The sequence below is a fragment of the Paraburkholderia sp. UYCP14C genome, assembly GCF_004197395.1.
GTDB lineage: Bacteria > Pseudomonadota > Gammaproteobacteria > Burkholderiales > Burkholderiaceae > Paraburkholderia.
Genome location: NZ_SELS01000019.1, coordinates 124033 through 145604 on the forward strand (window position 1 = coordinate 124033; position 21572 = coordinate 145604).

At 62.9% G+C, this 21572-nt stretch carries 23 protein-coding genes; 15 read left to right on the forward strand and 8 right to left on the reverse strand.

Going from position 1 to position 21572, the window contains the following annotated elements; genetic code table 11:
- Positions 1-6 precede the first annotated feature (6 nt).
- From nuoK to EVC45_RS19385, 13 genes are all read left to right on the forward strand, one after another.
- Positions 7-312 (forward strand): NADH-quinone oxidoreductase subunit NuoK, encoded by a 306-nt coding sequence (gene nuoK, locus EVC45_RS19325; protein ID WP_006052894.1) that lies wholly within the window; start codon positions 7-9, stop codon positions 310-312.
- A 17-nt stretch (positions 313-329) separates the two neighbouring features.
- A complete protein-coding gene (gene nuoL, locus EVC45_RS19330; RefSeq protein WP_129959665.1) occupies positions 330-2402 on the forward strand; it encodes an NADH-quinone oxidoreductase subunit L in 2073 nt (690 codons plus the stop codon).
- Positions 2403-2416: 14 nt separating this feature from the next.
- A complete protein-coding gene (locus EVC45_RS19335; protein ID WP_129959671.1) occupies positions 2417-3907 on the forward strand; it encodes an NADH-quinone oxidoreductase subunit M in 1491 nt (496 codons plus the stop codon).
- Positions 3908-3931: 24 nt separating this feature from the next.
- The gene (gene nuoN, locus EVC45_RS19340) at positions 3932-5404 is read left to right on the forward strand and encodes an NADH-quinone oxidoreductase subunit NuoN (protein WP_129959673.1); all 1473 of its coding nucleotides are present in this window, start codon (positions 3932-3934) and stop codon (positions 5402-5404) included.
- Positions 5404-5700, forward strand: coding sequence for a DUF2818 family protein (locus EVC45_RS19345; RefSeq protein ID WP_013088947.1), 297 nt, complete (start codon positions 5404-5406; stop codon positions 5698-5700). Before nuoN ends, EVC45_RS19345 begins: the two co-directional genes overlap by 1 nt.
- Positions 5701-5743: 43 nt before the next feature.
- Positions 5744-6334, forward strand: coding sequence for an NUDIX domain-containing protein (locus EVC45_RS19350; RefSeq protein ID WP_129959675.1), 591 nt, complete (start codon positions 5744-5746; stop codon positions 6332-6334).
- Positions 6335-6641: 307 nt separating this feature from the next.
- Positions 6642-6887 (forward strand): hypothetical protein, encoded by a 246-nt coding sequence (locus EVC45_RS46775; RefSeq protein ID WP_129959677.1) that lies wholly within the window; start codon positions 6642-6644, stop codon positions 6885-6887.
- A gap of 63 nt (positions 6888-6950) precedes the next feature.
- A complete protein-coding gene (locus tag EVC45_RS19360) occupies positions 6951-7475 on the forward strand; it encodes an AlpA family transcriptional regulator (protein ID WP_129959679.1) in 525 nt (174 codons plus the stop codon).
- A gap of 216 nt (positions 7476-7691) precedes the next feature.
- Positions 7692-8117: a DUF1178 family protein gene (locus tag EVC45_RS19365; RefSeq protein ID WP_129959681.1), complete on the forward strand. Its 426-nt coding sequence runs from the start codon at positions 7692-7694 to the stop codon at positions 8115-8117.
- Between the two features lie 48 nt (positions 8118-8165).
- Positions 8166-9362 carry an acyl-CoA dehydrogenase family protein gene (locus tag EVC45_RS19370; RefSeq protein ID WP_129959683.1) on the forward strand — a complete coding sequence of 399 codons (1197 nt, stop codon included), beginning with the start codon at positions 8166-8168 and terminating at the stop codon, positions 9360-9362.
- A 10-nt stretch (positions 9363-9372) separates the two neighbouring features.
- A complete protein-coding gene (locus tag EVC45_RS19375) occupies positions 9373-10500 on the forward strand; it encodes an acyl-CoA dehydrogenase family protein (protein WP_129959685.1) in 1128 nt (375 codons plus the stop codon).
- Between the two features lie 37 nt (positions 10501-10537).
- Entirely contained in the window at positions 10538-10996 is a 459-nt protein-coding gene (locus tag EVC45_RS19380) for a MaoC family dehydratase (protein ID WP_129959687.1), read from the forward strand.
- Positions 10993-11505 (forward strand): MaoC family dehydratase, encoded by a 513-nt coding sequence (locus EVC45_RS19385; protein WP_129959689.1) that lies wholly within the window; start codon positions 10993-10995, stop codon positions 11503-11505. The genes EVC45_RS19380 and EVC45_RS19385 overlap by 4 nt, the downstream gene beginning before the upstream one ends.
- Before the next feature lie 105 nt (positions 11506-11610).
- Here EVC45_RS19385 and EVC45_RS19390 read toward each other — a convergent pair whose 3' ends face one another.
- The 6 genes from EVC45_RS19390 to EVC45_RS19415 all read right to left on the reverse strand — a co-directional run bounded on the left by EVC45_RS19390 (position 11611) and on the right by EVC45_RS19415 (position 17971).
- The gene (locus tag EVC45_RS19390; RefSeq protein WP_129959691.1) at positions 11611-12312 is read right to left on the reverse strand and encodes a glutathione binding-like protein; all 702 of its coding nucleotides are present in this window, start codon (positions 12310-12312) and stop codon (positions 11611-11613) included.
- Positions 12313-12437: 125 nt separating this feature from the next.
- Positions 12438-13697 carry an acyl-CoA dehydrogenase family protein gene (locus EVC45_RS19395; RefSeq protein ID WP_129959693.1) on the reverse strand — a complete coding sequence of 420 codons (1260 nt, stop codon included), beginning with the start codon at positions 13695-13697 and terminating at the stop codon, positions 12438-12440.
- A gap of 58 nt (positions 13698-13755) precedes the next feature.
- On the reverse strand, positions 13756-14862 hold the full coding sequence (locus EVC45_RS19400; RefSeq protein ID WP_129959695.1) for a phosphotransferase: 1107 nt from the start codon (positions 14860-14862) through the stop codon (positions 13756-13758).
- 20 nt (positions 14863-14882) lie between these two features.
- Positions 14883-15599 (reverse strand): histidine phosphatase family protein, encoded by a 717-nt coding sequence (locus EVC45_RS19405; protein WP_129959697.1) that lies wholly within the window; start codon positions 15597-15599, stop codon positions 14883-14885.
- A 21-nt stretch (positions 15600-15620) separates the two neighbouring features.
- Entirely contained in the window at positions 15621-16409 is a 789-nt protein-coding gene (locus EVC45_RS19410) for an oxepin-CoA hydrolase, alternative type (protein WP_129959699.1), read from the reverse strand.
- Positions 16406-17971, reverse strand: coding sequence for a 3-hydroxyacyl-CoA dehydrogenase (locus tag EVC45_RS19415; protein ID WP_129959701.1), 1566 nt, complete (start codon positions 17969-17971; stop codon positions 16406-16408). The genes EVC45_RS19410 and EVC45_RS19415 overlap by 4 nt, the downstream gene beginning before the upstream one ends.
- A gap of 127 nt (positions 17972-18098) precedes the next feature.
- Here EVC45_RS19415 and EVC45_RS19420 point away from each other — a divergent pair, with 127 nt between their 5' ends.
- The gene (locus tag EVC45_RS19420) at positions 18099-18746 is read left to right on the forward strand and encodes a glutathione S-transferase family protein (RefSeq protein WP_129959703.1); all 648 of its coding nucleotides are present in this window, start codon (positions 18099-18101) and stop codon (positions 18744-18746) included.
- Positions 18747-18855: 109 nt separating this feature from the next.
- Here EVC45_RS19420 and EVC45_RS19425 read toward each other — a convergent pair whose 3' ends face one another.
- Together EVC45_RS19425 and EVC45_RS19430 are read right to left on the reverse strand one after the other, a co-directional pair.
- On the reverse strand, positions 18856-20028 hold the full coding sequence (locus EVC45_RS19425) for a pyridoxal phosphate-dependent aminotransferase (RefSeq protein ID WP_129959705.1): 1173 nt from the start codon (positions 20026-20028) through the stop codon (positions 18856-18858).
- Positions 20029-20212: 184 nt separating this feature from the next.
- The gene (locus tag EVC45_RS19430; protein WP_129959706.1) at positions 20213-20719 is read right to left on the reverse strand and encodes a putative toxin-antitoxin system toxin component, PIN family; all 507 of its coding nucleotides are present in this window, start codon (positions 20717-20719) and stop codon (positions 20213-20215) included.
- A gap of 57 nt (positions 20720-20776) precedes the next feature.
- On the opposite strand from EVC45_RS19430, the gene yaaA reads away from it, so the two are divergent.
- The gene (gene yaaA / locus EVC45_RS19435; RefSeq protein WP_129959708.1) at positions 20777-21559 is read left to right on the forward strand and encodes a peroxide stress protein YaaA; all 783 of its coding nucleotides are present in this window, start codon (positions 20777-20779) and stop codon (positions 21557-21559) included.
- Positions 21560-21572 lie beyond the last annotated feature (13 nt).

Genomic DNA, 21572 nt, shown 5'->3' on the forward strand with positions numbered 1-21572 from the left:
GAAATCATGTTGACCCTTGCCCATTACCTTGTCCTCGGCGCGATCCTGTTTGCGATCAGCATCGTCGGCATTTTCCTGAACCGCCGCAACGTCATCATCATCCTGATGGCGATCGAACTGATGCTGCTTGCGGTGAACACCAATTTTGTCGCGTTTTCGCACTACCTGGGCGACGTGCACGGCCAGATTTTCGTCTTCTTCGTGCTGACGGTTGCGGCAGCCGAAGCGGCGATCGGTCTCGCAATTCTGGTGACCCTGTTCCGTAGTCTCGACACGATCAATGTCGAGGATCTCGATCAGCTCAAAGGTTAATTTCAGGAAAAGCGGTTATGTCCACGATACTCAATGAAAACCTGCTGTTGGCAATTCCGCTGGCGCCGCTCGCCGGTTCCCTGGTTGCGGGGCTGTTCGGCAAGGCGATAGGGCGGGCGGGTGCGCATTCGGTCACGATCCTCGGCGTCGCGATTTCGTTCATCCTGTCGGTCATGGTCTTCTTCCAGGTGATGGACGGCGCGAGCTTCAACGCGACCGTGTATCAATGGATGTCGATCGGCAAGACGCAGCTCGAAGTCGGTTTCCTGGTCGACTCGCTGACCGCGATGATGATCTGCGTGGTCAACTTCGTGTCGCTGATGGTGCACATCTACACGATCGGCTACATGGCCGACGACGACGGCTACCAACGCTTCTTCTCGTACATCTCGCTGTTCACGTTTTCGATGTTGATGCTCGTGATGAGCAACAACTTCCTGCAGCTGTTCTTCGGCTGGGAAGCGGTGGGTCTCGTGTCGTACCTGCTGATCGGCTTCTACTTCAAGCGTGAGAGCGCGATCTACGCGAACATGAAGGCGTTCATCGTGAACCGCGTCGGCGACTTCGGTTTCCTGCTCGGCATCGGTCTGCTGTTCGCGTTTGCCGGTTCGATGAACTACGGCGAAGTCTTCGCGAAGCGTACCGAACTCGCTGCGCTCAGTTTCCCGGGTACCGACTGGGGCCTGCTGACGGTGGCCTGCATCTGCCTGTTCATCGGCGCGATGGGTAAGTCGGCGCAGTTCCCGCTGCACGTGTGGCTGCCGGACTCGATGGAAGGCCCGACGCCGATCTCGGCGCTGATCCACGCGGCGACCATGGTGACGGCCGGTATCTTCATGGTCACGCGCATGTCGCCGCTGTTCGAACTGTCGGATACGGCGCTGTCGTTCGTCATGGTCATCGGTGCGATTACCGCGCTGTTCATGGGCTTCCTCGGGGTCGTCCAGAACGACATCAAGCGTGTGGTCGCTTATTCCACGCTGTCGCAGCTCGGTTACATGACGGTCGCGCTCGGCGCGTCGGCTTACTCGGTCGCCGTGTTCCACCTGATGACGCACGCGTTCTTCAAGGCGCTGCTGTTCCTCGGCGCGGGTTCGGTGATCATCGGCATGCACCACGATCAGGACATGCGCAACATGGGCGGCCTGCGCAAGTACATGCCGATCACGTGGATCACGTCGCTGATCGGTTCGCTCGCACTGATCGGCACGCCGTTCTTCTCGGGCTTCTACTCGAAAGACTCGATCATCGACGCGGTGAAGCTGTCGCATCTGCCGGGCTCGGGTTTCGCGTACTTCGCGGTGGTCGCAAGCGTGTTCGTGACCGCGCTGTATTCGTTCCGTATGTATTTCATGGTGTTCCATGGCGAGGAGCGCTTCCGCGGTCCCAAGCACCCGGAATCGCCGATGGGCGCCGAAGCCGCGTCGCATGGACATAGCGCGCACGGCCACGACGATCATGGTCACGCTCATGGTCACGACGACCACGCTCACGAGCCGCACGAAACCCCGTGGGTCGTATGGGTGCCGCTGGTGCTGCTGGCGATTCCGTCCGTCGTGATCGGCGCGATCGGCATCGGTCCGTTGTTGTTCGGCGACTTCTTCCAGCACGGCGTCGCGTTCGATAAGGTCATCTACATCAGCGAGACTCATCCGGCGCTGCATGAGATGGCCGAAGAATTCCAGGGCTGGGCGTCGATGGGTCTGCACTCGGTGTCGGGCCTGCCGGTGTGGCTCGCGCTCGCTGGCGTGCTGACCGCATGGTTCCTGTATCTGGTCCGTCCGGATCTGCCCGCCGTCGTCAAGCGTGCGTTCGGTCCGATCTACACGTTGCTCGATAACAAGTACTACATGGACAAGATCAACGAAGTCGTGTTTGCGCGGGGCGCGGTGGCCATTGGCCGGGGACTGTGGAAGGAAGGCGACGTGGTCGTGATCGACGGCATCGTCAACGGCGGCGCACGCTTTATCGGCTGGTTCGCTAGCGTGATCCGCTTCCTCCAATCCGGCTACATCTACCACTACGCGTTCGCCATGATCATTGGCATGCTGGGGCTCCTGACCCTGTTTGTAACGCTCGGCGGCAAATAAGGCGAGGGACACTCATGCACGCTTATCCGATTCTCAGCATCGCGATCTGGTTGCCGATCCTTTTCGGTCTGCTGGTCCTCGCGATCGGCAACGACGAGAACCCAGCCCCCGCGCGCTGGATTTCGCTGATCGGCTCGGTCCTGAGCTTCCTCGTCACGCTGCCGCTGATCACCAGCTTCGATTCGAGCACCGCTGACCTGCAGTTCGTCGAGCACGCGAGCTGGATCGAGCGCTTCCACATCGCTTACCACCTCGGCGTGGACGGCATTTCGATGTGGTTCGTCGTGTTGACCGCGTTGATCACGGTGATCGTCGTGATCGCCGGGTGGGAAGTGATCACGAAGAACGTCGGCCAGTACTTCGCGGCGTTCCTGATCCTGTCGGGCATCATGGTCGGCGTGTTCAGCGCGGCCGACGGCATGCTGTTCTACGTGTTCTTCGAAGCGACGCTGATCCCGATGTACATCATCATCGGCGTGTGGGGCGGGGCAAACCGCGTGTACGCGGCATTCAAGTTCTTCCTGTACACGCTGGCTGGCTCGCTGCTGATGCTGGTCGCGCTGATCTATCTGTACAACGAGACCGGTTCGTTCGACATCGCCACGTGGCAGCATGCGCAAATCGCGATGACGCCGCAGGTGCTGCTATTTATCGCGTTCTTCCTGGCCTTCGCGGTGAAGGTGCCGATGTGGCCGGTCCACACGTGGTTGCCGGACGCGCACGTGGAAGCGCCGACCGGCGGCTCGGTCGTGCTGGCCGCGATCATGCTGAAGCTCGGCGCGTACGGTTTCCTGCGCTTCTCGCTGCCGGTCACGCCTGATGCGAGCCATTTCCTCGCACCGGTCGTCATCACGCTGTCGCTGATCGCGGTGATCTATATCGGTCTCGTCGCGATGGTGCAGGCCGACATGAAAAAGCTGGTCGCGTATTCGTCGATCGCGCACATGGGCTTCGTCACCCTCGGCTTCTTTATCTTCAATCAGCTCGGCGCGGAAGGCGCGATCGTGCAGATGATTTCGCACGGCTTCGTGTCGGGCGCAATGTTCCTTTGCATCGGCGTGCTGTATGACCGCATGCACTCGCGTCAGATCGCCGATTACGGCGGCGTCGTCAACGTGATGCCGAAGTTCGCGGCGTTCGTGATGCTGTTCGCGATGGCGAATTGCGGCTTGCCGGGCACTTCCGGTTTCGTCGGCGAATTCATGGTGATTCTGGCCTCCGTCCAGTACAACTTCTGGATCGCGAGTGGCGCGGCAGTCACGCTGATTCTCGGCGCGGCCTACACGCTGTGGATGTACAAGCGCGTCTACTTCGGCGCGGTCGCGAACGACCACGTGAAGAGCCTGCTCGACATCAGCCGTCGCGAATTTTTCATGCTGGCAGTGCTCGCCGCACTGACGCTGTTCATGGGCCTGTACCCGAAGCCCTTTACCGATGTGATGCACGTATCCGTGGAAAACCTCCTCTCCCACGTTGCTCAATCGAAGCTGCCGTTGTCTCAGTAACGACGAGCGGAGGAATTTAAGACCATGCAAAACGCCCCTATGACTGCCCTGTTGCCCGACGCACTGGTGATGTTCGCCATCGTGATCGCGTGGCTCAACGACACGTTCGTCGGCCAGGAGGGTCGCCGCACCACGTATTTCATCGCGTTCTTCTCGACGCTCGTCGCCGGGATCTGGTTCGCGGTCAATGCGTTCGACCCGCAAGTGCATTACTTCTTCGATCACATGTATGTGGTCGATCCGTTCGCCAACGTGATGAAGGCGGTGGTGTCGCTCGGCTATGCGGTGACGATCGTTTATTCGCGTCGTTACCTCGAAGACCGTAGCCTGTTCCGCGGTGACTTCTTCCTGCTCGGCATGTTCTCGCTGCTCGGCCAGATCGTGATGATCTCGGGCAACAACTTCCTGACGCTGTACCTCGGTCTGGAACTGATGTCGCTGTCGCTGTACGCGGTGATCGCGCTGCGTCGCGAAGTGGCGTCGTCGAACGAAGCGGCGATGAAGTACTACGTGCTCGGCGCGCTGGCTTCCGGTTTCCTGCTGTACGGTGTGTCGATGCTGTATGGCGCGACCGGCTCGCTCGACCTGAACGAAGTGTTCAAGGCGATCAGCACCAGCCACTACGATCCGACCGTGCTGCTGTTCGGCGTGATCTTCATCGTGGCCGGCGTGGCCTTCAAGATGGGCGCGGTGCCGTTCCATATGTGGGTGCCTGACGTGTACCAGGGCGCACCGACGGCGATGACCCTCGTGGTCGGCGGCGGTCCGAAGGTTGCCGCCTTCGCATGGGGCCTGCGTTTCCTCGTGATGGGTCTGCTGCCCCTCGCGGTCGAATGGCAACAGATGCTGGTGATTCTGGCGGCGCTGTCGCTGATCGTCGGCAACATTACCGGTATCGTGCAGCGCAACGTCAAGCGGATGCTCGCGTATTCGGCGATCTCGAACATGGGCTTCGTCCTGCTCGGTCTGCTCGCCGGCGTGGTCGACCAGAAGACCACGGGCGCCGCGAGCGCGTACGGCTCGGCGATGTTCTACAGCATCATCTACCTGATCACGACGCTCGGCACCTTTGGCGTCATCATGCTGCTCGCGCGCCGCGACTTCGAAGCGGACACGCTGGAGGACTTCAAGGGCCTCAACCAGCGCAGCCCGGTGTTCGCGTTCGTGATGATGATCATGATGTTCTCGCTCGCGGGTATTCCGCCGGCAGTCGGCTTCTATGCGAAGCTTGCCGTGCTGCAAGCGACGATGAACGCCGGCCTGACCTGGCTCACCGTGCTCGCGGTGATCACGTCGCTGTTCGGTGCGTTCTACTATCTGCGTATCGTCAAGCTGATGTACTTCGACGAGCCGCAAGACAAGTCGCCGATCCTGGCGGACACGAGCACGCGCGCGTTGCTCGCGTTGAACGGCGTCGCCGTGCTGGTGCTCGGTATCGTGCCGGATCCGCTGTTGCGCGCCTGCCTGCAGGCGATCCAGCACACGCTGCTGCTCTGATGTCCGCTGCAGGCTGGTTTATCGTGCTGTTGGCGCTGGTCGGCGCCAACTTGCCGTTCCTGAATCAGCGCCTCTTTGCCGCCGTACCGCTGAAGGCGGCGAAGAAAAGCGCGTGGCTCCGGATTGCCGAATTGATCGTGCTGTATTTCGTGGTCGGCACGCTGGGCTTTCTGCTGGAAGCGCGCGCGGGAAACCGATTCGAGCAGGGCTGGCAGTTCTACGCGATCACGTTCGCGCTGTTCGTGGTGTTCGCTTTTCCCGGCTTTACCTTCCAATATCTCGTCAAACGCCGCTGACGGCGTCCCGCCGTCGCGCGCCTGGCTGTTCCGAGGTCCGTACATGGCTGAACTCCCCAATCACGACGCCGCGCTAACCGAAACCTGTATCGACAGCAAGACGGTCCATCAAGGGCCGTTCATGACGGTCAAGTACGATACGGTTCGATTGCCGGACGGCAAACAAGCGACGCGCGAGTACGTTCAACATCCGGGTGCCGTGATGGTGATCCCGATGTTCGATGACGGCCGGGTGCTGCTCGAAAGTCAGTATCGGTATCCGATGGGCAAGGTGATGGTCGAATATCCGGCCGGCAAGCTCGACCCGAACGAGGGCGCGCTGGCCTGCGCGGTGCGGGAACTGCGCGAAGAAACCGGCTATACGGCACGCGAGTACGTGTACCTGACCCGGATTCACCCGATCATTTCTTACTCGACCGAATTCATTGATATCTATCTCGCGCGAGGCCTGACCGCGGGCGAGCGCATGCTCGACGACGGCGAGTTTCTCGAACTGTTCACGGCAACCGTGGAGCAGGTGTCCGAGTGGGTACGCATGGGCAAGATCACCGACGTGAAGACGATCATTGGTACCTTCTGGCTCGAGAAAGTGCTGTCGGGTACGTGGCCGACACAGACGCCCGAAACGGTATAAATTCACGTCTGCCAGATAGCTGATCCGCGTTGCGGTTTAACGAAGCCCCTGTTGGTCGATGACTGGCAGGGGCTTTGTCATTGGGTTCGTCGCTTTTTGCTGACTCGGAAAAATAGGTCGTTTCCTATGCCATCTGGCTGGCTCGTCTCGGCGCTGGCGGCCGGCTAGTATGGATCTCTCGATTACCAGGTTCGTCGTCGATTTCGTTTGGGATAGCTGACGTTGGTTATCGGAGTGATCTGATTTCCGGCCAACATAAGGTTGTCAGTTGACAACCTTATGTTGGCCGACTACATTGGAGGTGTCGATGGTTCGAGGAAGGCACACGAAGAAAGAGATCGAGGCCGCATTGGCGTACGCGGAGCAGCATGGCTGGCGCGTTCAGGACGGTGGAAGAGGTCATGCGTGGGGAAAGATCTATTGCCCGTACAAAGACGCCGAATGTCGTTGCGGAGAGTTCTGTATATCGAGCGTCTGGAGTACCCCGAAGAATCCCGGCAATCACGCCAGGCACTTGCGGCGCATCGTCGGCAACTGCGCGGCACGGCGCTAGTGGGATCGTGGGTAGCAAACGGCAATCGCAATAACCTGGGCTCAACAAAGACAGGAGTAACGTATGGAATATGTGTTCACGTTGAAATACCGCCTCGCCGCGGAAGATTGCGATGCAGACGCAATCGTCGAGCGGTTGGGCGAAGCCGGGTGCGACGATGCCACGATCGGCGTCGGGCAGCCGGGGCGCCTCGGGCTGCTTTTCACCCGCGAAGGCCCCAATGCATTCGAGGCCGTCACCAGCGCGCTCAAGGACGTGAAATGCGCTGTGCCGTCCGCGCAACTGGTCGAGGCAGGGCCCGACTTCGTGGGGCTGACCGACGTCGCGGAAATGGCCGGCGTGTCCCGCCAAAACATGCGCAAGCTGATGCTGAACAACGCCATCGACTTCCCCCCGCCGGTCCACGAAGGCAGTGCGTCGGTGTGGCATCTGGCCGACGTGCTTGAATGGCTGACGGCGCGCGGCGGGTATGAGATCGAGATCGGTGTGGCGGATGTCGCAAAACTGGCGAAGCAGATCAATCTGACGAAGGAGGCCCGTCAGATTGAACCGCGGGTGAGTCGTCAGCTCAGCAATCTCGTGGCGTAGCAGTGCGGCGCAAGCGGGCTGCAGAGCGGAGCAAATGCGGCACCGATTACCGGCCGGTCCGTCTTCGGCAGCACATGCGGTAAAGCGTTAAAATCGCCCACCTGCGTCAAATTCCCTTGCAGCATCTGGCGGTTTCGCGTCGGCCCTAAAGTTTTACGAACGATCGTTCACAAATTTCCATTTTGCGCTAAACTGGCACGCAAGCCCTGATTCCACATGAAGGTCCTCGATTTACAGTGTCCGCATGGCCATCGGTTCGAAGGCTGGTTCGCTTCGGCTGATGACTTCGAGTCGCAGCAGTCCCGCAAGCTCGTCGAATGTCCGATCTGCGGTGCGAACGAGGTGAGCCGTTTGCCGTCGGCGCCGCGTCTGAATTTGTCGGGCGCGACCGACTCAAAGGCGCCGGCGGGCGCGGATCAAGTGCAGGCGCACATGATGCGAGCGCTGCGCGAGGTACTGGAGAAGACTGAGAACGTGGGCGACCGCTTCGCCGAGGAAGCGCGGCGCATTCACTACAACGAAGCGCCCGCGCGCAGCATTCGCGGTGTCACGACACCGGAAGATGCGCGTGCCTTGGTCGAGGAAGGCATCGAAGTGATGCCGCTGCCGGTCCCGGTTGCGCTGAAGGAACCACTACAGTAGCGCGGTGGCTCCAGGCGGCCGGGTGGTGGCGGCCAGGAGACACTACGCATGAATCTGGACTATTCCCCCGCTGAAGACGCGTTCCGCGCCGACATCCGCGCCTGGCTCGAAGCGAATCTGCCTCGCGAGCTGAGCGACAAGGTTCTCAATCACAAACGTCTTTCCCGCGAAGACTTCGCAAGCTGGCACAGGCTGCTTGGCACACGAGGCTGGTCGGCGGTCGCGTGGCCGCGCGAATACGGCGGCCCCGGCTGGGACGCGACGCAACGACATATCTGGGAAGACGAGTGCGCGCGTATCGGCGCACCTACCGTGCTGCCTTTCGGTGTGTCGATGGTCGCGCCGGTGCTGATGAAGTACGGCAACGAGGCGCAGAAGCGCCACTATCTGCCGCGTATTCTCGACGGCACGGACTGGTGGTGTCAGGGCTATTCGGAACCCGGGTCGGGTTCCGACCTTGCGTCGCTGCGCACCCGCGCCGAGCGCGTCGGCGATCATTACGTGGTCAACGGTCAGAAGACCTGGACCACGCTCGGCCAGCACGCCGACATGATGTTCTGCCTCGTGCGCACCGACAGCGGCGCCAAAAAGCAGGAGGGCATCTCGTTCCTGTTGATCGATATGAAAACGCCGGGCATTACGGTGCGCCCGATCATCACCCTCGACGAAGATCACGAAGTCAATGAAGTGTTCTTCGAGGACGTCAAAGTGCCCGCCGACAATCTGGTCGGCGAAGAAAATCGCGGCTGGACGTATGCGAAGTATCTGCTCGGGCACGAGCGTACCGGCATTGCACGAGTCGGTGGGTCGAAGCGCGAACTGGCGTTTCTCAAGCGTATCGCGCTGAATCAGAAAAAGAACGGCAAGCCGCTGCTGCACGATCCGGTGTTTGCGGCGAAGGTCGCGAGTCTCGAGATCGAGTTGATGGCCCTCGAAGTCACCGTGCAACGCGTGGTGGCCAACGAGGCGGGCGGTCGCGGCCCGGGCCCGGAAGCGTCGATGCTGAAGATCAAGGGCACGGAAGTGCAGCAGGGACTCACCGAACTGATGTTCGAAGCGATCGGCCCGCTTGCCGCGCCGTTCGACGTGCCGTTCCTCGAAGGCGAACGCGAGCACAGTCTGGCCGGCGACGACGATGCCGCGCCGCTTGCCGCGTACTACTTCAACTTCCGCAAGACGTCGATTTACGGCGGCTCGAACGAAATTCAAAAGAACATCATCGCGCAGATGATTCTCGGACTTTGAGGAGCGGCGCATGGACTTCACTTTCAACGACGAACAACAGCAATTCGCCGATGCGTTGCGCCGCTATCTCGAGAAGAGCTATGGCTTCGAAGCGCGTCAGGAGATCGTGCGCTCGGAGGCGGGCGTATCGGCTGCACACTGGGCTGCGTTCACCGAACTGGGTCTGACCGCATTGCCGGTGCCTGAAGCGCAGGGCGGTTTCAACGGTGGTCCGATCGACATGCTCGTGGTCATGCAGGAGCTCGGCCGCGCGCTCGTCGTCGAGCCGTATTGGGCGACGGCGGTCGGCATCGAAGCGTTGCGCCTTGCCGGAACCGGCGACGGCGAAGATGCCGCGCTGCTCGAAAGGGCGGCCCAGGGCGAAGCCAGGCTGGCCGTAGCGTTTCATGAGCCGCAGGCCCGCTACGATCTGTTCGACGTCGCGACGACCGCGAGCGGGCCGGGCGCGCAGCATACGCTGAGCGGCACCAAATCTGTCGTGCTGCACGGCGCGCAGGCGGACCATTGGATCGTGCCGGCGCGCGTCAATGGCGAGATCGCGCTCTTTGTCGTCGCGCGGGACGCAGCCGGTGTCGCGATCACCGAGTACCGCACCATCGACGGTCAACGCGCCGCGACGCTCGAATTCAGCGGCACGCCCGCGCGCCGGCTCGCCGGCGAACATGCGGGTGCGGCAGCCCTGGAGCATATCGCCGACTATGGCACGCTACTGCTGTGCGCGGAAGCGATCGGCGCGCTCGACGCGCTCAATCACGCCACCGTCGAATACACCAAAACGCGCCAGCAATTCGGCCAGCCGATCGCGCGTTTCCAGGTGCTGCAGCATCGCATGGTCGAGATGCTGATCCACGCCGAGCAGGCGCGTTCGATCACGTATCTGGCCGCGATGCGCTACGCGAGTGAAGATGCGAACGAGCGCCGTCGCGCAATCTCCGCGGCAAAGGTTCGGGTCGGCCAGGCCGCGCGTTTCGTCGGTCAACAGGCGGTGCAGTTGCACGGCGGCATGGGTGTCACGAGCGAAGTGGCGGCCGCGCATCTGTTCAAGCGCCTCGCGATCATCGAGACCACGCTCGGCGACGTCGATCATCATCTCGCGCGGTTTGCGACGCTGCCCGGATTTGCCGTCGCCGGAGACTGAGCGGGCCGCCGTTCCAACGGACAAAGGAGTTGCACTGATGAAAATCAGTTTCGAAGACATGGAAGTGGGCACGAGCCACGAGATCGGCAAGCACACGTTCACGCGTGAGGAGATCGTCGAGTTCGCGCAGAAGTTCGATCCGCAGCCGTTTCATCTCGACGAAGCCGCCGCGGCCGAATCGCCGTTTCGCGGCCTCGTTGCAAGCGGCTGGCACACCTGCTCGGTGATGATGGGCATGCTCGTGCGCAAGGTGCTGGCAAATTCGACGTCGATGGGTTCGCCCGGTCTCGACGAAATTCGCTGGCTCAAACCGGTGCGAGTCGGCGATACGATCACGATGATGAACGTCATCGTCGACAAGCGCGTGTCGCAGAGCAAGCCCGATCGCGGCATCGTGTCGACGCGCTGGGAGGGCATCAATCAGCACGGGGAACTGGTGGTCACGGTCCGCTCGAACGGCATGTTCGGCCTGCGTCATCCGGGAGTTGCGGCATGACGGCAAGCGCGGCGGCAAGCGCGGCGGCAAGCACCGCGGCTAGCGCGGCGACGATCGCCGCTTCCGACAATGCAGACGCTTTGCGCGCGCTCGTCGGCGCGGCGCCGCTCGTCAGCGAATGGCTGAGCGTCGATCAGGACAGGGTCAACCGTTTTGCCGAGGCGACCGGCGATCTTCAGTGGATTCACGTCGACCCCGAGCGTGCCAAACGCGAATCGCCGTTTGGCGGCCCGGTTGCGCATGGGTTTCTGACGCTGTCGCTGATTCCGGCTTTGCTCGGCAAGACGCTGAGAATCGAGCAGCGCATGGGCGTCAACTACGGCTTGAACCGCGTGCGGTTCATGTCGCCTGTGCTCGTGGGGGCGTCGTTGCGTGCGAAGTTCGCGGTGGAGTCGGTGACCGATGTAGACAACAACGGCGTGCAACTCGCATGGAATGTGACGCTGGAGCGTCAGGGCAGCGATCGACCGGTGTGCGTCGCGGAGTTCATCACGCGACACTACTTCTAGCGTTTGCCTTTCGCAGGTGCAAATGCAATGAAAAAGCGCGAGCCGGCAGGCATGCCGCTCGCGCTTTCTGTTGCTGTGTAGCCGCCTCAGCTCGACGGCCCGAAACTAGTGTTTCGCGTACTGCGTCGCGCCAAACAGCATTTCTTTCGCCTTGTCGTCCATCAGCGGCACGCGCGCGGACGCCAGCACGTCGACGCCGCGCACTACCGCCGGCCGCGCGGCGATCTCTTCATGCCAGCGCTTCACGTTCGGCAACGTATCGAGGTCGATGCCCTGGTTTTGCCACGAACGGGTCCACGGGAACGCGGCGATGTCCGCGATCGTATAGTCGTTGCCAGCGAGGTAACGCGTCTTGCCGAGTTGCGTGTCCATCACGCCGTACAGACGTCGCGCTTCGTTGGTGTAGCGATTGACAGCATATTCGATCCGCTCGGGTGCATACACGCGGAAGTGATGCGTTTGTCCTAGCATCGGGCCGAGGCCACCCATCTGGAACATCAGCCATTGCAGTGTCGCGTAGCGTGCGGCCGGATCGGTGGGTAGAAACTTGCCGGTTTTCTCGGCCAGATAAATCAGTATCGCCCCGGATTCGAACAGCGCGAATGGTCGCCCGTCGGCGCTTTTCGGCCCTTCGGAATCGACGATCGCGGGAATCTTGTTGTTGGGGCTGATGGCGAGAAATTCGGCCGCGAACTGGTCGCCGGCACCGATATTCACCGCATGCACGTTGTAGGGTAGGCCCGTCTCCTCGAGCATGATGTGAACCTTGTGGCCGTTCGGGGTCGCCCAGCTATAGACGTCGATCATCCTGGCTCCTTTTCGTCAAAGCGGCGCCACACAGAGGGCGCCGCGGTTGCCAAAAATTAGAGCATAGATCTCACGATGTTGCTTGCGATGGCCTCAGGCCCCGCGCTCACCTCGAGCCAAAGCACTCAAACGCGCGTGACCGGCATTTCCACGCGAGCCGCCGCGCCCGCATCCATGTGACGCGCGAGCTCGAGCTTGGCGATCGCGTTGCGGTGCACTTCGTCGGGGCCGTCGGCGAAACGCAGCGTGCGCGCCGATGCATACGCATACGCGAGCGGGAAATCGTCGCTGACGCCGCCGCCGCCATGCGCCTGAATCGCCCAGTCGATCACCTGGCACGCCATGTTCGGCGCGACCACCTTGATCATCGCGATCTCGCCGCGCGCGCCCTTGTTGCCGACGGTGTCCATCATGTATGCGGTCTTCAACGTGAGCAGACGGGCCTGCTCGATCATGCAGCGCGCCTCGGCGAGACGTTCCTGCGTGACCCCCTGCGATGCGACCGGCTTGCCGAACGCGACACGTTGCAGCGAGCGCTTCGCCATCAATTCGAGCGCGCGCTCGGCGAGACCGATCAGACGCATGCAGTGATGGATGCGGCCCGGGCCGAGACGGCCTTGCGCGATCTCGAAGCCGCGGCCCTCGCCGAGCAGCATGTTGGTGGCGGGCACGCGCACGTTGTCGAGCGTGATCTCCATGTGGCCGTGCGGCGCGTCGTCGTAGCCGAACACCGTGAGCGGGCGATGCACGGTGATGCCGGTGGCGTCGGCGGGTACGAGGATCATCGACTGCTGCTGATGGCGCGGCGCGTCGGGATCGGTCTTGCCCATCACGATATAGACCTTGCAGCGCGGATCGCCCGCACCCGACGACCACCACTTGTGACCGTTGATCACGTAATGATCGCCATCGCGCACGATGCTGGTCTGGATATTGGTCGCATCCGACGACGCGACCTCCGGCTCCGTCATCAGAAACGCCGAACGGATCTGCCCTTGCAGCAGCGGTTCGAGCCACTCGCGCTTGTTGTGTTCGCTGCCGTAGCGCTCGATCGTCTCCATGTTGCCGGTGTCCGGCGCGTTGCAGTTGAACACTTCCGGCGCCCAGGGCACGCGGCCCATGATCTCGCACAGCGGCGCGTATTCGAGATTCGTCAGGCCGGCGCCGCGCTCCGATTGCGGCAGGAACAGATTCCACAGGCCGGCGTCGCGCGCCTTCTGCTTGAGTTGCTCGATCAGCTCGGTCGGCACCCATGCGTTGCCGTTCTGGCGATTGCGCGCGATCTCCGCGTAGAACGCCTGTTCGTTCGGGTAAATATGCTCGTCGAAAAAGGCGAGCAGTTTTTCGCGCAACGCCTGGACCTTCGGGGTGTAATCGAAATTCATCTGAAAACCTCGCGGGTAACGGACTGCGAATGATGGGGAGCAGGGCGCGCCCTTGTGTCTACAGAACCTTCTGCGCGTAATGCCAGGCCAGCTCGGCCATCGGCTTCGCGCGCCGGCCGGCGTCGAGCGCCTGCGCGCTCGACGCGGTACCGTCGACGACACGCTTCATGATCCCTTGCAGAATCGCGGCGATGCGGAACATGTTGTACGCCAGGTAGAAGTTCCAGTCGCCATGAATCTCGAAGCCGGTGCGTTGGCAATAGCGCTCGACGTAGCGCGCTTCATCGGGAATGCCGAGCGCGGCCCAATCGAGTCCCGCGATGCCACGGAACTGTGCGGGGTCGACGTGCCACGCCATGCAGTGATACGCGAAATCGGCGAGCGGATCGCCGAGCGTCGACAGTTCCCAGTCGAGCACCGCGAGCACGCGCGGCTCGTTGCGAGCGAAGATCAGGTTATCGAGCCGGTAGTCGCCATGCACGACCGAGGTACGGCCGCTCGTTTCCGCGGGCATATGCTGCGGCAGCCAGTCGATCAGCCGGTGCATCGCGTCGATCGGCTCGGTCTCGGAGGCCAGATACTGCTTGCTCCAGCGACCGATCTGGCGCGCGAAGTAATTGCCGGGCTTGCCGTAATCGGCGAGGCCGGCGGCGGCGACGTCGACGCTGTGCAGCGCCGCGATCACGCGATTCATTTCGTCATAGATCGCCGCGCGCTCGGTGGACGTCATGCCCGGCAGCGATTGATCCCATAGCACGCGGCCTTCCACGAACTCCATCACATAGAACGCGCGGCCGATCACGCTCTCGTCCTCGCATAGCGCGAGCATCCGCGCGACCGGCACGTCGGTGTCGGCGAGCGCGTGCATCACGCGGTATTCGCGTTCGATCGCATGCGCGGACGGCAGCAGCTTCGCGGCGGGCCCGGGCTTCGCGCGCATCACATAGGAGCGCTTCGGCGTGATCAGCTTGAAAGTGGGATTGGATTGTCCGCCCGCGAACTGCTCGAGCGTCAGCGGCCCCTCGAATCCGTCGACGTGCGCAGTCAGCCACGCGGCCAGCGCGTCGTTGTCGAAGCGTTGCCGCTCGTTGACCGGGCGGGTGCCCTCGAAAGCCGAGTAGTCCTGTTTGCGTGCGGGTTCGCCGGTCTGCGTGGCTTGCGCCATGTGTCTCCTCCAGTTCGGTGTCAGCTACGCTGGTATCGGATGAATTGTGCGTAGAGCATTTCCATCGTGGTGTTGCGAACGTCGCGATGCAACGGCGACGGCGGTGAATAGTTGAGCATGCGCAGCACCCAGTCGCGCGGCGCGGCGCCGACGTCGAGCGCATTGATGCAGCCGGTCGCCTGCGACAGGTGACCGAAGAACGTCCGGCCGCCGGCCGTCAGCGCGTGCGACAGGATCGCGCGATTGACGCCGCCGTGCAGCACCAGCAGCACGGTGTCCCACGATGTGTCCGCGCGCAGCGCCGCGACGGCCGGCAGCACGCGATCGAACAGCTCGCCGATCGTCTCTCCGTCGAGAAAGCGCATGCTCTCCGGCACGATGCCGTCGAACACGCCGAGAAACGCCGCCTCGATATCGCCCGGCGGAATGCTGCCGAGCCGGCCGCCGCGAATCTCCTGCAAAGCGGGGTCGATCTCGGGTTCGATTTGCTGGCCCGTTTCGGCGAGCACACGCCGCGCGGTTTCGATCGTGCGCGGCAAGCCGCTGACGATCACGCGGTCGAAGCGCAGCTGCTGTTCGGCGAACACTCGACCCGCCGCGCTCGCCTGCTCGCGGCCGTTCGCGTTCAGCGGCACGGTTTCGGGATCGATCGCGCGGCCTGAGTCGTCGAAGTAGGTGACGTCGCCGTGACGCATCAGGAAGATGCGGCGACGTTTCGGCAGTTGATAGTCGGGCATGTCGGGCGGCTCTCCCGTCGCTTATTTGTAGATCGGCGCGCGTTTTTCGAGGAACGCGGTGATGCCTTCGAGGCCGTCGCGATGGTGCAGCGACGCGACGAAGTTATCGCGCTCGGCGACCAGATGATCGGCGAGCGGCTGCGTGCCGGCCGCGGCGATCAGCCCCTTGATGCGAGTGATCGAATTGGGCGAAATCGTGCCGAGCTCGTCGGCCCAGGCGAGCGCGTTGTCGAGCGCGGTGCCGGCTTTGGTGAGCCGGTTGACGACGCCGAGTTCGTGCAGTCGCGCGGCGCCGATCGGTTTGGCTTCGATCAGTACCTCGGTGGCCAGCTGGCGCGGCAGCGACTGCGCGAGGAACCACGAGCCGCCGCCGTCGGGCGTCAAGCCGACGCGCGCGTACGACATCGCGAATTTGGCGTTGTCCGCGGCGACGATCAGGTCGCAGGCGAGTGCGAGCGAGAATCCCGCGCCGGCCGCGGCGCCTTCCACCGCGGCAATGACCGGCTTCGACGATAGCCGCAGCGCCGAGATCCATTGAGCGAGCATGTCGATGCTATCGGCCTGTACGGACGGATCTTTCGCGCGATTTTCGAGCAGGCGGTTCAGATTGCCGCCCGCGCAAAAGAAGTTGTCGGCACCGGTGATCACGACAGCGCGTATCGACGGATCGCGCTCGACGGTATCGAATGCCTCGATGCCGGCCGCGTACATGTCCGGATGCAGCGCGTTACGCGCACCGGGGTTCGAGAGCGTGAGGACCAGCGTGGATTCGCTGCTGGCCGGGCGTGAAGCGAGCAGGGCGGCGCTCATGATTGGGTCTCCTGGGTCTCGGTTTGAGTGTCGGCGGCGTCGCGCTGCGTGAGCGAGAGGCCGAGTTGCGCGCGTCTGGCGAGCCACGGCGACGGGCGATAGCGCGGCTCGCCGAGCACGCTGTGCATGTTGCGCAGGATCGTGAGAATCGTGGTGGCGCCGAGCGCATCGCCGAGCGCGAGCGGTCCGCGCGGATAGCCGAGGCCGAGCGTGACGGCGAGGTCGATATCCTGCGGCGTCGCGATCTGCTTTTGCGCGATGTCGCAGCCGATGTTGACGATCGTCGCGACCACCCGCTGCGCGACGAAGCCGGTCGAATCGCGGATCACGGTGACGGGGATGCCATCGGCGGCGAACAGCGCATGCGCGCTAGCGCGCGCGGCACGTGTCGTGACGGGCGTGGTCATCAGCGTGCGGCGTTGCGCGCCGGCGAGCGGAAATAGTGCGTCGACGGCGACGACGCGGCTCGCGTCGAGCGCTTCGTCGACCGCGGCCGTGGTCGCGTCGTGGCCGAACGGCGTGACGACGATCAGCGAATCTGCGGCGGGCGTCGCGCCTTCGTCGAGCTTGACGCCCGCTTTGCCGACCAGCTGCGCGACGGCCTCATACGCGTCGCGATAGCGCTGGCTGACCCATACGCTTTGCGGCAGCGTGGTCGGCGCCGGCGCTTCGGCGGGAACCTGCTGCTTGCCGTCCACGTAGCGATAAAAACCTTCGCCGCTCTTGCGGCCGAGCAGTCCGCCCGACAGCCGCGTGCCCGTGATCGGCGACGGCGTGTAACGGGGTTCTTCGTAGAACTGGTGATAGATCGACTCCATCACCGGATGCGACACGTCGAGCGCGGTCAGGTCCAGCAACTCGAACGGCCCGAGTCGAAAGCCGGCTTGTTCGCGCATGATGCGGTCGATGTCCGCAAAGCTCGCGACGCCTTCGCCCGCCACGCGCAAGCCCTCGGTATTCATGCCGCGACCCGCGTGATTGACGATGAAGCCGGGCATGTCTTTCGCGCGCACCGGCGTGTGGCCCATGCGGCGCGCGAGATCCATCAGCGCGTCGCCGGCCTCGGGGTCGCTGCGCAGGCCGTCGATCACTTCGACGACCTTCATCAGCGGCACCGGATTGAAGAAGTGATAGCCGACCACGCGCGACGGATCGGTGCAGCCCGCGGCGATCGCGGTGATCGACAGCGACGACGTATTCGACGCGAGGATGCAGCGGCCGCTGACCACGGTTTCGAGCTCGCGAAACAGCGCCTGCTTCACGTCGAGCTTTTCGACGATCGCCTCGATGACGAGATCGCAGCCGACCAGTTCGCTCACCGCCTGCACGCCGCTCACGTTGGCGAGCGCGGCGAGCGAGCGCGACTGCTCGAGCTTGCCTTTGGCCGTCAATTTGGCGAAAGTCTCCGCGAGATAGTCGCGCGCGGCGCCGACGGCGGTCGCGTTGGTGTCGTAGAGCCGCACGCGCAGGCCGGCGAGCGCCGCGATCTGCGCGATGCCGCGGCCCATCGCGCCGGTGCCGACGATGCCGATGGTCTCGATGCTGAAATTGCGAGAGTTCATTGCGATGCCTGACTCCATGGTTATTTTAGAATAGCACGACCGTGCAATTTACTGGATGATTTGATGGAAAGCCGCTGCTTCAACTTCGACGCGCGGTCTCACATACCATGACACAAGGAGACACCCGATGATCAAGCTGTGCGGTTTTGCGCTTTCCAACTACTACAACAAGGTCAAGTTCGTGCTGCTCGAACATGGCATCGAGTTCGAGGAGCATCTGGTGAAGCCGAGCCAGGACGAAGCGCTGCTCGAGCATTCGCCGCTCGGCAAGGTGCCCTATCTGCAGACCGAACACGGCGATCTGTGCGAGTCGCAGTGCATCGTCGAATATCTGGCCGCGCGTTTTCCCGACAAGCCGATCTTCTCCGCCGATCCGTGGCAGGCCGCCAAGGAGCGCGAAATGATCTTTTTCGTCGATGTGCATCTCGAGTTGACGGCGCGCAATCTGTACAAGGAAGCGTTCTTCGGCGGAACGATCACGGACGCGACGAAAGGGCGCGTCGAGAAGCTGCTCACGCATCACATCGCCGGCTTCAAACGGATCGCGAAGTTTGCGCCATATCTGTGCGGCGAGCAGTTCAGCGTCGCCGATACCGCCGGCTACGTGAACCTGCCGCTCGTCGCAATGGCGACGCAGACCATTTACGGCCGTGATTTCCTGCTCGAAGCGGGAATCGACTGGAAGAGCTACGTAAAGACGATCAACGCGCGGCCGGCCGCGCAGCGCGTGACCGAGGACCGCAAGGCCTGCGTCGCGGCGTCGCGTGCGTCCTGAGTGAATGCGCGCAGTGCCGTGAAGCGCGCAGGGATGTGAAGCGCACACCCCTGCCGCAACGCGCGATGGCAAGGAACGTGGGCTCGTTCGTGACATCGCGCGCAGGGTCCTAGAGTCGCGCGAGCCGTTCGAGCGCGGTGGCGAGCGTGCCTTCCTGCTTGGCGAAGCAGAAGCGCACCACGCCAGACTCGTGCGCCTCGTGGTAGAACGCCGACACGGGAATCGCCGCGACGCCGATCTCGCCGGTCAGCCATTGCGCGAAGTCGGCTTCGGGCAGGTCGCTGATCGCCGAATAGTCGACGCACTGAAAATATGTGCCCGTGCAGGGCAGCAATCTGAAGCGCGAATTCGCGAGGCCCGCGCGGAAAAAGTCGCGCTTGCGCTGATAAAACGCCGGCAGATCCACGTACGGCGCCGGGTCATTCATGTAATCGGCGAGGCCGATCTGCATCGGCGTGTTGACGGTGAACACGTTGAACTGGTGCACCTTGCGGAACTCGGCGGTGAGCGCGGCGGGCGCGGCCACATAGCCGACTTTCCAGCCGGTCACGTGGTAAGTCTTGCCGAAGCTCGACACGACGAAGCTGCGCTGCGCGAGTTCCGGATAACGCGCGACGCTTTCGTGCGGCGCACCGTCGTAGACCATGTGTTCGTACACCTCGTCGGACAGGATCAGCACGTTGGTGCCGCGCACGATCTCTTCGAGCTTGCGCATGTCCTGTTCGCGCCACACGGTGCCGGTCGGATTGTGCGGCGTGTTGATCATGATCAGGCGCGTCTTCGGCGTGATCGCGGCGGCGAGCTTGTCGAACGGGATCGCGTAGTCGGGTGCGTCGAGCGTGACGAAAACCGGCTTGCCGCCCGCGAGCTCGATCGACGGCAGATAGCTGTCGTAGGTCGGCTCGACCACGACCACTTCGTCGCCCGGATGCACGGTGCAAAGAATCGCGGTCAGCAACGCCTGGGTGGCGCCCGCCGTCACGGTGATTTCGCTATGCGCGTCGTAGCGGCGGCCGTACAGATTCGCGATCTTGTCCGAAATCGCCTGACGCAGCGGCAGCACGCCGGCCATCGGCGGATACTGGTTGTGGCCGTCGCGCATCGCGTTCGCGACCGCGTCGACGATGCGCGGATCGCAGGCGAAGTCGGGAAAGCCCTGACCCAGATTCACCGCGCCTTTTTCCGCGGCGAGCGCGCTCATCACGGTGAAGATCGTCGTGCCGACGTCCGGCAGGCGAGATGGGAACGTGGGGCTCGTGGGCGTGTCGTGCGGTGCGTTCATGGCGTCGTGGGTAGCAGGGCGATAAGGTGGGCCGAGTCTCGAACTGTCGTTGCGATGGGCGAAGTCTGATTGTAGGGAATCGCGGCACGCTGTGCGCGCCGCGGGTTTCACGTTGACCATCCGGCCGGCCTGAGGTGAGCCGTCAACCTGCGGCCGGCTCGCAGCGGCGTACGGATGACCGGATTCACACGGTGACGGGCACGTCGGCGGCCTTCTGCTCAATACCGACCGCCGCGACGAATGGCGCCGGTTGCGCGATCCGAAAGCCGAAATCGCGCGCGATCCGCTTCGCGAGCTTCAGCACCGCGCGGTCTTTCGACACGAGCCAGTCGGCCTGCGCCGCATGCGCGAGCTCGAGAAACTTCTGGTCGTCGCGGTCCTTGCATTGGGGCAGCGGTCGTACGTTGTCGGCGGACTCGGTCGGCTCGGCTGGCTCGACGAGTTGCGCCAGCCGCGCGACGACCGCGAGCGCCGCGGTTTTGTCGACGTTGCGGTGCGCGAACTGCGGATAGTCGAGGACGTAGGTGAGTTCGGCGAGGCAGCGCGCGTCGATCAGCGCCGCGAGCGCGCCGCTTTCGAGCGCGGCGGCGATCGGCCGCGTGTGCGGGTCGTCGAATACGAGAATATCGATCCACACGTTGGAATCGAGTACGACGCGCAACGCGCCGCTTGAGGCGAGGGAACCGGGCATTCGTTACAATCAGGCTTTCGTCTTTGACAGCCAGGCACGGCGTGCCTGCAAGCCTCTATGATAATCGTTCTGTCGCCGGCGAAATCGCTCGACTACGACACTCCGCCGCACGTCAAAAAGCACACGATCCCCGATTTCGTCGATGACGCCGCCGAACTGATCGGCGGCCTGCGCCTTTTGTCGCCGCAACAGATCGCTTCGCTGATGAGCATTTCCGATCAGCTCGCGCACCTCAATTTTCAGCGTTACGCGGAATGGTCGCCGCAATTCGGCACGCACAACGCCAAGCAGGCGGTGCTCGCTTTCAACGGCGACGTGTACGAAGGTTTCGATGCGAAGACGTTGTCGTCGGCCGATCTCGACTATGCGCAGAATCATGTGCGTGTGCTCTCGGGCCTCTATGGCCTGCTGCGCCCGCTCGATCTGCTGCAGCCGTACCGGCTCGAAATGGGCACGCGCTTCGTCAATCCGCGCGGCAAGGATCTGTACGCGTTCTGGGGCGAGCGCATCACGCACGCATTGAACGCGCAGCTGAAGAAGAATGCGGAGGCCTCGCGCGTGCTGGTCAATTGCGCGTCGGGCGAGTACTTCAAGTCGGTCAAGCCGAAGCTGCTCGACGCGCCGGTCGTCACGCCGGTGTTCGAAGACTGGAAGGGCGGCCGCTACAAGGTCATCAGCTTTCATGCAAAACGCGCGCGCGGCATGATGGCGCGCTTCGCCGTGGAAAACCGCCTCGATCGTCCCGAGCAGCTGAAGGATTTCGACACCGAAGGCTATGCGTTCACCGCTGAAGCTTCGAACGACTCCACTTTCGTATTTCGCCGCCGCGTTGCGGAATAAGCGCGTCGCTGCG

Excerpts from the sequence above, each read along its gene's own strand:
- nuoK (WP_006052894.1), top strand. The coding sequence starts at position 7 with ATGTTGACCCTTGCCCATTACCTTGTCCTCGGCGCGATCCTGTTTGCG.
- nuoL (WP_129959665.1), top strand. The coding sequence starts at position 330 with ATGTCCACGATACTCAATGAAAACCTGCTGTTGGCAATTCCGCTGGCG.
- EVC45_RS19335 (WP_129959671.1), top strand. The coding sequence starts at position 2,417 with ATGCACGCTTATCCGATTCTCAGCATCGCGATCTGGTTGCCGATCCTT.
- nuoN (WP_129959673.1), top strand. The coding sequence starts at position 3,932 with ATGCAAAACGCCCCTATGACTGCCCTGTTGCCCGACGCACTGGTGATG.
- EVC45_RS19345 (WP_013088947.1), top strand. The coding sequence starts at position 5,404 with ATGTCCGCTGCAGGCTGGTTTATCGTGCTGTTGGCGCTGGTCGGCGCC.
- EVC45_RS19350 (WP_129959675.1), top strand. The coding sequence starts at position 5,744 with ATGGCTGAACTCCCCAATCACGACGCCGCGCTAACCGAAACCTGTATC.
- EVC45_RS46775 (WP_129959677.1), top strand. The coding sequence starts at position 6,642 with ATGGTTCGAGGAAGGCACACGAAGAAAGAGATCGAGGCCGCATTGGCG.
- EVC45_RS19360 (WP_129959679.1), top strand. The coding sequence starts at position 6,951 with ATGGAATATGTGTTCACGTTGAAATACCGCCTCGCCGCGGAAGATTGC.
- EVC45_RS19365 (WP_129959681.1), top strand. The coding sequence starts at position 7,692 with ATGAAGGTCCTCGATTTACAGTGTCCGCATGGCCATCGGTTCGAAGGC.
- EVC45_RS19370 (WP_129959683.1), top strand. The coding sequence starts at position 8,166 with ATGAATCTGGACTATTCCCCCGCTGAAGACGCGTTCCGCGCCGACATC.
- EVC45_RS19375 (WP_129959685.1), top strand. The coding sequence starts at position 9,373 with ATGGACTTCACTTTCAACGACGAACAACAGCAATTCGCCGATGCGTTG.
- EVC45_RS19380 (WP_129959687.1), top strand. The coding sequence starts at position 10,538 with ATGAAAATCAGTTTCGAAGACATGGAAGTGGGCACGAGCCACGAGATC.
- EVC45_RS19385 (WP_129959689.1), top strand. The coding sequence starts at position 10,993 with ATGACGGCAAGCGCGGCGGCAAGCGCGGCGGCAAGCACCGCGGCTAGC.
- EVC45_RS19390 (WP_129959691.1), bottom strand. The coding sequence starts at position 12,312 with ATGATCGACGTCTATAGCTGGGCGACCCCGAACGGCCACAAGGTTCAC.
- EVC45_RS19395 (WP_129959693.1), bottom strand. The coding sequence starts at position 13,697 with ATGAATTTCGATTACACCCCGAAGGTCCAGGCGTTGCGCGAAAAACTG.
- EVC45_RS19400 (WP_129959695.1), bottom strand. The coding sequence starts at position 14,862 with ATGGCGCAAGCCACGCAGACCGGCGAACCCGCACGCAAACAGGACTAC.
- EVC45_RS19405 (WP_129959697.1), bottom strand. The coding sequence starts at position 15,599 with ATGCCCGACTATCAACTGCCGAAACGTCGCCGCATCTTCCTGATGCGT.
- EVC45_RS19410 (WP_129959699.1), bottom strand. The coding sequence starts at position 16,409 with ATGAGCGCCGCCCTGCTCGCTTCACGCCCGGCCAGCAGCGAATCCACG.
- EVC45_RS19415 (WP_129959701.1), bottom strand. The coding sequence starts at position 17,971 with ATGAACTCTCGCAATTTCAGCATCGAGACCATCGGCATCGTCGGCACC.
- EVC45_RS19420 (WP_129959703.1), top strand. The coding sequence starts at position 18,099 with ATGATCAAGCTGTGCGGTTTTGCGCTTTCCAACTACTACAACAAGGTC.
- EVC45_RS19425 (WP_129959705.1), bottom strand. The coding sequence starts at position 20,028 with ATGAACGCACCGCACGACACGCCCACGAGCCCCACGTTCCCATCTCGC.
- EVC45_RS19430 (WP_129959706.1), bottom strand. The coding sequence starts at position 20,719 with ATGCCCGGTTCCCTCGCCTCAAGCGGCGCGTTGCGCGTCGTACTCGAT.
- yaaA (WP_129959708.1), top strand. The coding sequence starts at position 20,777 with ATGATAATCGTTCTGTCGCCGGCGAAATCGCTCGACTACGACACTCCG.